7 protein-coding genes are annotated in these 12,348 nt (G+C 48.0%); 2 read left to right on the top strand and 5 right to left on the bottom strand.

Annotation, left to right across the window (positions count from 1 at the left end):
• Positions 1-70: 70 nt before the first annotated feature.
• The 4 genes from SFV55_RS24935 to SFV55_RS24920 all read right to left on the bottom strand — a co-directional run bounded on the left by SFV55_RS24935 (position 71) and on the right by SFV55_RS24920 (position 7,076).
• A complete protein-coding gene (locus tag SFV55_RS24935) occupies positions 71-2,428 on the bottom strand; it encodes an outer membrane beta-barrel protein (RefSeq protein ID WP_320032292.1) in 2,358 nt (785 codons plus the stop codon).
• A 231-nt stretch (positions 2,429-2,659) separates the two neighbouring features.
• A complete protein-coding gene (locus SFV55_RS24930) occupies positions 2,660-3,919 on the bottom strand; it encodes an ABC transporter permease (RefSeq protein ID WP_320032291.1) in 1,260 nt (419 codons plus the stop codon).
• A complete protein-coding gene (locus SFV55_RS24925; protein WP_320032290.1) occupies positions 3,916-5,346 on the bottom strand; it encodes an ABC transporter permease in 1,431 nt (476 codons plus the stop codon). The genes SFV55_RS24930 and SFV55_RS24925 overlap by 4 nt, the downstream gene beginning before the upstream one ends.
• A 5-nt stretch (positions 5,347-5,351) precedes the next feature.
• Positions 5,352-7,076, bottom strand: a complete 1,725-nt coding sequence (locus tag SFV55_RS24920; RefSeq protein ID WP_320032289.1) for an ABC transporter substrate-binding protein — start codon at positions 7,074-7,076, stop codon at positions 5,352-5,354.
• A 180-nt stretch (positions 7,077-7,256) separates the two neighbouring features.
• Here SFV55_RS24920 and SFV55_RS24915 point away from each other — a divergent pair, with 180 nt between their 5' ends.
• Positions 7,257-8,177, top strand: coding sequence for a TIGR01777 family oxidoreductase (locus tag SFV55_RS24915; protein ID WP_320032288.1), 921 nt, complete (start codon positions 7,257-7,259; stop codon positions 8,175-8,177).
• Here SFV55_RS24915 and SFV55_RS24910 read toward each other — a convergent pair.
• Positions 8,164-9,657 carry a CRTAC1 family protein gene (locus tag SFV55_RS24910; protein ID WP_320032287.1) on the bottom strand — a complete coding sequence of 498 codons (1,494 nt, stop codon included), beginning with the start codon at positions 9,655-9,657 and terminating at the stop codon, positions 8,164-8,166. The two genes, SFV55_RS24915 and SFV55_RS24910, sit on opposite strands and share 14 nt — an antisense overlap.
• A 165-nt stretch (positions 9,658-9,822) precedes the next feature.
• On the opposite strand from SFV55_RS24910, the gene SFV55_RS24905 reads away from it, so the two are divergent.
• Positions 9,823-12,327, top strand: coding sequence for a serine hydrolase (locus SFV55_RS24905; RefSeq protein WP_320032286.1), 2,505 nt, complete (start codon positions 9,823-9,825; stop codon positions 12,325-12,327).
• Positions 12,328-12,348 lie beyond the last annotated feature (21 nt).

Below are 12,348 nucleotides of genomic sequence, written 5' to 3'. Positions count from 1 at the left end.
CGCAGCGACTTGTTCAAGATTGTGTGTGAAAGCCGCTGCGGTAGCCTATTTTTCATTTTTCATTTTTCATTTACTTTTCCCCCACCCGGCTCTGCTCCTCCGATGCTCCACTTCTTCTCCGAGCACCCTTGTTCAAATACTGATTACCAAAATTGTAAGTAAAGCTCAGATTCGCAATGCGCGTTTCCCAGGAAGACACAATATTGGCCTCAAAAGTAGCATGATCAATCCGGCCATGCCAGTAACGGAACAACATGTCGTCGAGAGCCAAATTGAGATTGCCCTTGCCCTTCATGATTTTTTTCTGGACTCCAAAACTCACCCCGTACAAGTGCTCGGCAATTTGAATGCCTTCAATGCCAGGGCCAGAGTACCAGCCATTCATTTCAAATTTCCAGTCTTTGGGCAAAGTATAAGTTGCATTCAAAAAAGCCACTGCATTCCAGCGACCCTGGTTGAATTGTTCCTCAAAAACCTCAGATTCGTAGCGGTTGTAAAAAACCATCACCCCTCCATAACCAGACAATTTTTTCACAAATTCCAGTGGGAAGAACAAACTACCACCGTAGCGTTCAAAAGTAGCTAGGTTGTCGTCCATGCCAAAACCTACCCCGGTGGCGTCGTCTTGCTGGGTGACGAGCTGAATCACATCCTTGGTGCGGGTATATTCCAGGTTGAAAAAAGGTTGTTTGTCGTAAGTCAAAGACATTTTATACGAATCCGTGATCTCGGGCCGCAGGAAGGGGTTCCCTTTTTTGTAGGTATACGGATCGAGGAATTGTACAAATGGATTCAAGGACCCATAGCTGGGCCGATTGATGCGATTGCTATATGCTGCCGACCAACCCAGCTTGCCACCCAGCGGCGCTGACAAACTCAAACTGGGGAAAAAGCGGGCAATCCTGCGCTGTTGAGTGCTGTCCAAAGTTACTGAATAGCCCGTGGATTGGGAGTTCTCGTAACGCAAACCCGCCTGACCTTCAACTTTACCCAGGGTGAAATTAGAAGAAACATAAGCTGCCGCAATTTTTTCCGTAAAAACAAAGTGGTTGCTCAAGGAAGGGTCATTCACCCAATTGTTGTCGTTAAAAATACTCGCCTGCAAGTCGTTGTCCACAATGGCATGGCTGTATTTTAACCCGGTTTCAATTTGGAGTTTTTTGCTGAAGGGTTTGGTATAATCCAATCGATAGGCTTCAATTTCGGTATCACCGGGTTGTTTTTGTAGGCGATTGTTATAGGTTTCATCACCACTGACCACTTCAGTCCGCAGCAGGTTGCTGATGTTGCGGCCATAACGGTTGATGCTGAAATCAGCATTGAGTTTTTGGCCGCTGGTATCCAGTTTGAACTCGTAGTAGGCGTCCAGGTTGACAAACCCGGAACGGCGGTCGGTTTCATTGTAAGTTAAAATTTCTGCCCGGGCTTTTTGCAGGGCATCAGGCAAAATGGAGGTGGTACTTTCGTTCACCACCTCACTGGTACTGCCAAGGGCATTTACCGAAACACCTGCTGTTTGATTTTTACTGATGTAATAATCCACGCCCGATTTGATGTTCAAAGAATAAGGCAAACCGGGTTGGAAATTGCTTTGTTTGTACAACTCTGTGCCTACTACCCGCTCCAAATCCAGTTGTTCGTACCAGGTACGGTGGCTAAAGGCCAGGGAGTTGGTGAAGTTGAATTTTTCGTTGCGGAAGTTCAGAGTGCTTGATGCACGGTATTTCCAAAACTTGCCTTTGCCTGCCCCAACTGTTGCGGTGCCATTGAGGCCCAATTTCATGTTGCGTTTGAGGATGATGTTCAGCACTGCCCCAGTTCCTTGGGCGTCGAAGCGTGCGCCTGGTTGACTGATTACTTCAATGCGGTCGATATTGGCCGAGGGCATGTCTTTGAGCAGGCTTTGCATGTCCATGTATTGGGTAGGGCGACCGTCGATGAGGATGGTCAAGCCCGTTTGGCCAGCCAAACTAATGCGGTCATTGACCACAATCATGCCTGGCACCTTGCGCAATACGTCCAAAGCACTACCACTGGCTCCAGTGATGCTGTTGGCTACATTGACGATGAGTGTGCCAGCTTTTTGTTCCAAAAATGGTTTGCGGGCGGTAACTTCGGCAGTGGCTAGGGTTTGGGTCTGGTTGCGCAGTGAAATAGTGGGGAGCTTGAGGTTTTCCTTAAAATCAGGAATGTTTTGGAAGTGCTCTTCAAATCCCAACATAACTACGCGCAGCAGGTAAGATTTTCCGGTAGGTACGGCACTGAATTCAAAACTACCATCATCTGCGGTAATGGCGCCTTTGACCAAACTGGAGTCTTTGATTTCGAGCAACAAGACATTGGCATAAGGAATGGCCCGGCTATTTTCATCTTGAATTTTGCCATTCAGGTTAGCTTGGGCCTGAAGCGAGAGGCAAAACAATGCCATGCTTCCTAAGGTTAATAGAAGTTTCATAACAGTCAGGTGATGAAAAAAATGTGAATGAATAATTAGTAGATGTAAGGGGAAATGAATTACCCCTATGTACAGAAAAAAATTATTGATTTTTTTGAAGTACACTCCAATAGAAGCAACGTTCAGGTTTTTCAATGAATTTTTTAACCACAGCAAAAATGAACTAAAGAAAGGAAGTGAGGGTGGCAAATTATTATTTGAGCCCTATTTTTCACCCAAAGCCTCGCTCAAACCTTCACTCAAATATTTAAAGGTGAGTACCGTAAAGAAAATAGCTAAACCCGGGAAAAGCGCCAGCCACCATTCTATTTGGTGCTGACCCCGCAGTTCGCCCAAAATAGAGCCCCAGGTAACCCGATCAGGTGAACCAATGCCTAGAATTGATAAAGTTGACTCGGTGACAATGGCTGTAGCCATACTAAAGGAGAGTAAAACCAATAATGGCCCTAGCGCATTGGGCAAGGCATGGCGAAACAACAAGCGCAGGTGGGTAAAACCCAAGGCCCTGCCCGCTTCCATATAGGTTTGTTGCCGAACCTTTAAAAACTCAGCACGCACAAAACGGGCTACCGAAGCACTACTGACAATGCCAACAACAACCATCATGTAGGTCGTGGTAGGTTGTTGCAAGGTAGCAATGAGTGCTAAAACCAGAATAATGCTGGGAATAGCATCTACAACTTCGAGTAAACGCATCAATAATGTATCCAGGGGAACCACGTAGTGACCCAACTTTGGCAGGAGTAAAAACAACAGACGATCCAACAGAAATACCAAAATCAGGTACACAACAAGATAGAACAATGCTTGAGAGCCCCGTGTCCAGGCGGAAGCACCTTCCGCAACACCGGGCAAATAGGCAAGGTAAAACAACAAAAAAGGCAAAAACAACAAAATGGCCCAAATCCTGGACTTGGGAACAATCAATCCCTGATCGCCAAAATATCCCGCTATACCACCCAAGAACAAACCCATCAAAATGGCAATTCCCACCATGATGCAGCCCAACCATAAGGCCATTCGGGTGCCATGCAACATCCCCGCCGCAACATCTCGCCCGGTTTTATCCGTGCCCAACCAGTGCCAGAAGCGCCAGGATTCGACCCTTTGCCGTTCAAAGGGCCCACGGGCATTGAGGTTTTTATGGTCAATAGAGCCTGGTGAATAAGGAATTAGGGTAAATGCAATTCCTTGGTGAGTTTTTTCTGCCCAATCTTCGGTAGGAAAAAGAACTTCAGGCCATCGGGCAACACCCAAATCTACCAAGATTCCATGCAGCAAGGGCGAATAACTTTTTCCATCTACCTTGATGTACCAGGGGCGTTCATTAGCGACAAAAGGGCTGATCAGGGCAATGAGGACAAAAACCAACAGACTGCGCAAAGCCAATCTGCCCGCGCTGCGTGCCCGAAACCGCTGCCACACATTCCTCCAATAACTGTTGATGCCCTGTCTTTTTTTCATACCGATAGATTGCTGCGATCAAAACGAACTCGAGGGTCAAGCCAGGCGTAAGCCAGGTCAACGAGTACTAAGCCAACAATGCTTAAAAAGGTGCCCAACAACATGATGCCAAAAACTACTGGCCAATCTTGCGTCCCCATGGCGTCAACCATCAAATGCCCCATGCCGGGGATATTGAAAATATTTTCCACCAGAAGTGAACCAGCCACCATTTCGGGCAACAAAGAGCCAAATGAAGTGATCAACGGGAAAGCGGCGTTGGGAAAGGCATGCTGCCAAATCACCTCATTTTCACCAACTCCTTTAGCTCGGGCAGTGCGTACAAAATCCTGCTTGAGCGCCACCATCATGGTACTGCGCATTTGCCGCGTCAATACGGTCATGGCCGGATAAATCAAACAAAGGATCGGAATGATCAATTGCCGGAAACTGACGCTCAGCCAGGTGCTCCAGGAAGAGTTTTTATCCAAATCCATCATGCCGGTAATGCTGACAAAATTCATGCCCCAATCGGGGTTGGAAAAAACCACCAAAAGCACCAGCGCAACCCAAAAGGATGGCATGGCATATAAGCCAAACAAAATGGCATTGGTTCGTTTGTCAAATTTTGATCCGTGTTGAACGGCCATCCGCACTCCAATGAAGATCGCCAACAAATAGGCAATGGGCAGGGCAAAAATATTGATCAATAAAGTCCAACTCAAGGCGCGGCCAATTTTTGCACTTACAGGTTTGCCATCCTCATAAGACTGACCAAGATTACCTTGCAGATAGCCCCAAAAAGTTTGGTGGAATTGGTTGTCAAAACCCTGCCAAACCAGGGCAGGACGATACAATTTGGCTTTTTGGGGATGAGCCATCAAAAAATCATAAGATTTCCGCAATTGCTGATAAGTAGGAAAAGTTGCCTGTTGAAGCATTGAATCTTGTGGAATCAAGGCCGCCATTTTTTTTAGGTGCAATTGAGCTACTCCCAGGTCATTGCTGAATTGCAGGGTATTGATCACCTGCCCCAGGCTGCTACGGGCCACGGAATTCCATTTAACAGGCATGCACTGAAGCTCTTTTTTTAATTGGCCCAAAGACTCGTAGTACGCTTCAACGGCAGGCCAATTGCCGTTTTGCCGCAGCAATTTCATCAATACTTCCCGACGATTCCGAAAAGGAATTTTGTATAAAGTATCGGGGTAAGCCGCGGGGTGGAAAGCAAAATAAAAAACAGGTTTATCCAGTCCCATCCGCGCGGAACGGCTACGGTACATCCGCAGCAGTTCCGCCTCACTCTGGGTTGATCGCTCAAATTCCTCCGCGTTGGCTTCTTCCACCGGGTCGCCGGGCACTAGTCGACTCAGCCCAAAAGTGAGTACCAGGGCTACCAAGAGGGTAGGCGCAAACAGCAGAAGACGTTTGAAAAAATAGCGGAGCATTGAGTTTATTTCAATTTGAATTCAGCAGGTGCATAGCCAGGAGTGCTTTCGATGGCTTCCGCCTCAAATCGCTTGTGTATGGCGACACATTCTTTAAGGGTGAATAGGAAAATTTCTGCTTGTTCCTCAAAAATCATTTCCTGCAAACGATGGTACATCGCCCGGCGTTTTTTGACATCAAAAGTAACCGGAATCTGATCGATCAGGGCATCGGTTTCCGCATTGCCAAAACCACTACGGTTGTCCGAATCTGTACGCCAGGTTTGTTCGGGAGACCAGATGTGAGGTAAACTTCTTCCTGCACTCAGCAATTCAAAGTTATGACTCGCCCAATTTCCAACTAATTCAGGCCCGGGCAGGGCTTTGGGAATGATGTCAATGCCAACTTTTTTCCCATTGTCCTGAAACAACAGCGCCATTTGTTGAGCTGTTTCTCTACCAGCAGTATAAAAATAGGACAAACTCAACTCGGTGACTTTGCCATCGATTACTTTGTCAACAATGCCGTTTTTGTTGCTGTCTTTCCAACCTGCCTCAGCCAACAAGGTCCTGGCTTTGTTGAGGTCAAAAGGTATAGGCTTAATGTTTTTATTATAATCTGGAGAATTGAGGGGTACGGGACTACAAATTCTTACCCCAAAACCCAAATACAATTCATTGATCAGCTCATCTACATCCAGTATATGTGCAAGGGCTTTGCGAACCCGCTTATCCGCCAGTTTAGGATTGCGCGTGTTGGTTGCAATACAAAAATAAGTCATGGTAGTGGGGCTGAGAAAATTGTAGCGTTCACTGACTGCTTCGTTTCTTTGCAAATCCAAAAAGTCCTCGGGCGTGAGCCGGTTGGTGGCGTCAATTTCTTCGTTTTTAAGGGCAGCCGTGGTGGCAGCAGGGTCAACGATGATTTTAAAAGTAATTTCATCGGGATATGCAGTAAGCAGAGGATGGGTTTTGACTATTTTGTCCCCCCACCAATCCTTTTTCTTTTTGACGACAATTTTTTCACCAGGAGTCCAGGACTCGATGCGGTATGGACCACAACCAACCAGGTACTTAGGGTCATTGGAATAAGGCTGAGAACTGAACAATTCGGCAAATTCAACCACCTTGGGGTTGGAACCTAATGCCTCAGCTTTAGCAGGATCGCTTAAGTCGCTGAAGGGAATGTCTTTCATCAAACCTTTGGGATCCAGAATGTGCTCAGGGATGACCGAAAAAGAGTTGGTCGCGTAATCGAGTGAATAGATGGTTTTGGGACTCATCACCACCGTAAAACGTTTCGGATTTTTCGGGTCAATTTGTACATCCTTGATTTCTTCCACAAAAGGTCCGATTACGCCTTCTATCTTGGGGTTGAGGATGGTTTTGAGGGTAAACAAATAGTCCTTACCAGTTACAGGTTTCCCATCATCCCAGACCGCCTCATCCAGGATTTCAAAAGTATAACTCACTGCGTTATTCGGTAAATCTTTGATGATGGGTTGAGCTTTGACCAGGTAAGGCACCAATTCAAAGGAATCGTTATAGGTCATCAGATTCAAATGGGCCAGATCAGAGGGGATACGCCCGTAATTGGTTTGGGTCAAAATGGTATTCAAACGATCGGCATCACTTTCCATGCGCACGACTACAGAATTCCCAGTGCGCTTATATTTAACAGCATTGGTACAAAAATATGCAGTGGCAAGCGCAAGAACCACTAAAATAAGAACGGTTTTGGAGATGTTCATGTAACGCATTACTTTGGATTAAAGGTTTCAAAATTTTACTACACCAATGAACGACTGATTAAATCTGGTGTTACAAACAAGCTTCATTAGCCTTATTTGCCCAAAAATAAACAATATGCAACGGAAAAAAAATTATCCCCAATTTAGCTGTTGTATTTTGTGGATAAAAAAATAAATAGGATGCGTAGTGTATTAATTGCAGGAGGTACGGGTTTAATCGGAACCCGGTTGAGCAAATTGCTGAGCGAACAGGGTTTTGAGGTTAGGCAGCTCAGCCGGGACCCTCGACCAGATGCCCTTTATCCTACCTACGCCTGGGATGTGGACCAAGGTACAATTGATGCCAAAGCCCTGGAAAATGTAGACTACATCATCAACCTCGCCGGAGCTGGTGTTGCCGACAAACCCTGGACACAGGTACGCAAACGCCTCATCATCGAGAGTCGGGTAAAAAGCAATCAACTGCTCAAGCGCCAGATTCTGGCGATGCCCGAAAAGCCCAAAGCTTTTATATCCAGTGCAGCTGTAGGCTATTACGGTGATAACCCTTCCGACCAATGGGTCAATGAAGATGTTGCACCAGGCAAAGGTTTTTTGCCCGAAAGTTGTATCGCCTGGGAAGCTTCTATTCGCAGCTTGAGCGAAACGGGTTTGCGGGTCGTTGGACTACGCGTTGGCATTGTACTTTCGACCAAAGGCGGCGCTTTGCCAAAACTGCTCGAACCCATGAAATTTGGCACTGCCCCCTATTTTGGTACCGGCCGGACCTGGTACCCCTGGATCCACATCGACGACCTTTGTCGCATGTTTCTTTTCGCCATCCAGGATGAGGGCATGCAGGGGTTCTTCAATGCGGTTGCGCCCCATCCCGTTCGCAATCGGGAATTGATTAGAACCACCTCACAGGTTTTCGCTCCAAGGGCAATCAACATTCCAGCACCGGCCATTGCGTTGCGGATGATTTTGGGGGAATTGGCGGATGCCATCCTCACTGGGGTAAGGGCTTCATCCGGCAAAATTCAACAGGAAGGATTTGATTTTCAATACCCACAGTTGGAAGCAGCTTTGCAAGATTTAAAGGCAAATATTAAGGCCAAATGATCAGTTTGCCATTCTCCTTGAGTTGATACCTGCGCCCCGTTTTGACTTTGTTGAAATGTTGTTTCACCCCACTTGGCCATTCGATGACAAGTTCATCCACTCGTTTGGAAGTGGCCAGCCCGAAGTGGGCCGTGAGGCTATTTTGGCCAGCATAACCAGTTTGGGCTGAAATTTCGCGCATTTGCCAAACGGCCTTGCCATTGATGGTACTTTTCACCCGTAGTTTTGCCCCAATGGCCGCACGATTGGATTGGGTGCCCGATAAATGAATTTTCAACCAGCTATTTTTGTTGCCTTGGTTCATAAACAGCAAGTTGTTTGGCTCGGGGTCGTTTTGCCCGTTTTTGCAGGTAGAGATCACCAAATCCTGGAATCCATCGTTGTTCAGGTCGCTCCAGGCGGTGCCAAAAGAACAGGGTGTACTAAAATTGGGCAAACCTTGCAAGTCGCGCTCAAACGTGCCATCCCCTTTGTTGCGGTACAAAAAGTTCACAATCTCTCCTGCGCAATAGCCATTGCTGACAAACAAATCGAGGTCGCCATCATTGTCGTAATCGGCAAAAGCGCTACTAAAGCTACAGCCCCCATCGGTTTGAATGGGCCCAGTGGGTGCCAGGGTAAATCCTCCTTCACCGTTGTTGATAAAAAGTTGGTTGTTTTGGGCCTTCATGTACCCGGCATTGCCCACGAATAGATCCAGGTACCCATCATTGTTCACGTCGCCCCAACTGGCGGTAACTGAGCTAAAAGTATCACGCACCAGCGGGTCATTAGCGATTTTTTCAAAATGCCCCTTGCCCTGGTTTTTGAAAAGGCTGTTGTAATTTGCTTCTTCATTGGCCACAAATAGATCCAGGTCGCCATCGTTGTCGTAGTCTGCCCAATTGGCTGAACGGCTGGGCAGGGCTTCGTTTAGCCAATCGAGTTGGATGCGCTCGAAGTTGTTGTTGCCCGTGTTGCGGTAGAGCAAGTTGCGTTTGTCGCCTGCACTGTTGGTGATGTAGATGTCGACCAGGCCATCGTTGTCGTAATCCCCAAAGGCGGCGGTTTCGGAATAGGTGCCCATTGGGCCAGTAATCCCTTGGCGTTGGTAGGTGAAACTTCCTTTGCCATCATTGGTGTAAAAAAGATTGGGGCGGCGGTACCAGGTGGTGACGTAGGCATCAAGGTCGCCGTCGTTGTCGGTATCGGCAAAGGTGGCGCCGTCGGAAGGACTCATGTCGAGGGCAATGGAGTCGGTGATGATGGCTTTAAAATTGCCTTTGCCGAGATTGAGGTAAAGGTCGTTGTTTTGCCCACCTTTCAAGCCTTTAGAGATGAACACATCGTCCAGCCCGTCACCATTGACGTCTACGAGGTTGACGCTGCGGCTGTCCCCGGGTTTGTTGACCAAAGGGTTGTTTTTGACTTGGATGAATTGTTGGGCTTGTAAAAATGGCAGTAGGCTAAGCCAGCAAAAGAAGAGGAGAGTCGGTTTCATAAGTCAGGTTTTGAGTGTATCGTTAACAAGGAGTGAGAAACAAAAACAAAGATGCTTGCCAGACTTTTTTTTCCAGAAAAAAAAATTCACTTGGTAAGCCGATGTACAGAAATGTGAGCTATTTTCCTCAACTTTAGCATCAAAACCGATCATTCATCAATGTATATGGAAAAACTGCTAAAAATCAAATTGCTGCTCTTTTGTTTGTTCTACCTTAACCTGAGCTACGGTCAAAATAAACCCAATCCCATTCGCCTGGATTCAGCCTTAACTGCCTTGCGGCAACTCCAGCTGTTCAATGGCGCGGTACTAGTGGCACAGGAAGGTCAGGTCTTGTACAAAAAAGCTTTGGGCCAAAATGATGCAGGAGGTAAAACGCTTTTGAATACCCAATCGTCCTTCAATCTTGCTTCCGTGTCCAAGCAATTTGTGGCCATGGCTGCAATGTTACTCAAGGAAGAAAACAAACTCCAGTACGATGACCCGGTGCAAAAATACCTACCCAATTTTCCTTACCCCAACATAAAGGTTCGACAACTTTTGACCCACACTTCCGGGCTACCCGAGTATTTTGACCTGGCCCAGCGGCAGCTCACCTTGTTGGACACTTTGACCAATGATGATCTTTTACAACTCCTGGCGCGCCACAAACCTGCCCTAGAATTTGAGCCCGGCAGCCAGTGGTCATATTGCAATACTGGATACATACTGCTCGCTTCGGTGGTTGAAAAGGCCTCAGGAAAACCCTTCGCCCAGTTTTTTGCTGAACGGATTGCCCGCCCTTTAGGCCTCAGCCAAAGTTTTGTTTACCACTTCAAAGGACCCTCTGCTCCTGCTCAACGGGTGATGGGTATGCGTCGTGAAGGCGGAAAATGGTTACCAGATGACCTCATCAGCATCGATGGGGTAGTGGGGGATGGCAACGTTTACAGCTCTGCCGAGGATTTGCTGCGTTGGGATCAAGCCTTGTACACGGAAAAATTGGTAAAAAAAAGCACCTTGGACGAAGCATTTAGCCCGGTCAAATTGAACGACGGTAGCACTTACCCTTATGGCTTCGGCTGGGGAATCGGAAAAGATGGTCGCGAACTAAGCCATACCGGTAGTTGGGTTGGATTTCGGACCTTGATTGTGCGTAATCTGGAGCAAAAAACCACTTTGATCGCCCTGGACAATTCTGGCCAGGGCTTTGTACACCAAATCCTGAGGGCCTGGGCGGAAGGCAAGCCTTTTACATTTCCCACCTCGACCCTGATTCGCAATGTTCAAATCGTTGACGGAACAGGGAGTGCAGCCCGTTATGGAGCAGTACGTGTACTCAACAACCGCATTCGGGATATCGGCGCGCTCAGTCCTCTGCCCGGTGAGAAAGTAATCGACGGTTTAGGCAAAGTACTGGCCCCAGGATTCATCGATACCCATAGCCACCACGCCGGGGCGATGGCTGAAAAACCAGACATGCTGGCCGTGGTTAGTCAGGGCATTACCACCATTGTTTCCGGCCAGGATGGAGAATCAGAACCCATGGATAGCCTGGGCATGTGGCTCCAACGCCGCCCCATCGCGGTGAATCTGGCTTCTTATGCCGGGCACAGCACCTTGCGCTTGCGGGCGATGGGTTTGAGCAGTTTTCGGCGGCCGGCGACTACAGCAGAAGTGGAAAAAATGAAGGAATTATTGGCGGCGGAGTTAAAGGCAGGTGCCCTGGGCTTGTGCTCTGGCCTGGAATACGAGGAGGGTTTTTATTCCAATCGCGATGAAGTGATCACCCTGGCTAAAGTAGCTGCTGCCGCTGGAGGGCGCTACATGAGTCATATCCGCAGCGAAGACATTCATTTGGACGACGCGCTCGATGAGATCATCCAGATTGGACGAGAAGCCAAATTGCCCGTGCAGATTTCTCATTTCAAAATAGCCCTCAAAAGCAAGTGGGGTCAGGCACCTCAGTTGTTGGCTCGCCTGCAAGCGGCCCGCGCCGAAGGCATTGACATCACAGCAGATGTTTATCCTTACGAACATTGGCAATCGACCTTGCGGGTATTGTTTCCCAAAAAAGACTTCGATAACCTGGCCAGTGCCGAATTTGCAGTCACTCAATTGATCGACCCCGCCCGTAGCATCGTCTCCCGTTTTGGTGCCCAACCTGCCTACGCGGGCAAAACCCTGAGTGCCATTGCCCAACTACGTGGGGAACCTGTCGCCAAAACCTTGATGTATCTGGTTGCTGAAGCGGAACGAACTGATCAAACTGAATCCATCATTGGTGCCTCCATGGCCGATCAGGATGTGATCAACCTATTGCGCTGGCCGCACACCAACGTGTGCTCGGATGGGACTCACCGCAGCCATCCGCGGGGACATGGCGCGTTTACGCGGGTATTGGCGCGCTATGTGCGGGAGAAAAAAGCCCTAGGCCTGGAGGAAGCCATCCACAAAATGACGGGCCTTTCGGCAGAGCACCTGGGTTTACAGGGACGAGGTTTGATCGCTCCAGGCTATTTCGCCGATTTGGTTTTGTTTGACCCCAAAACGGTGCAAGACAATGCTACTTTTCAAAACCCCACTGCTTTGTCAACGGGCATTGAACGGGTATGGGTGAATGGGAAGGTGGTTTTTGCGGGTGGAAAAAGTACGAAGGAGTTTCCGGGGCAGTTGCTGAAGCGGGAATGAAATCTGCCCTTACTAACTTAG

The sequence above is a fragment of the Haliscomenobacter sp. genome (assembly GCF_033763495.1).
Lineage (GTDB): Bacteria > Bacteroidota > Bacteroidia > Chitinophagales > Saprospiraceae > Haliscomenobacter.
The sequence above is the reverse complement of the archived record's forward strand: the minus strand, read 5'-3'. Positions and strand labels throughout refer to the sequence as shown.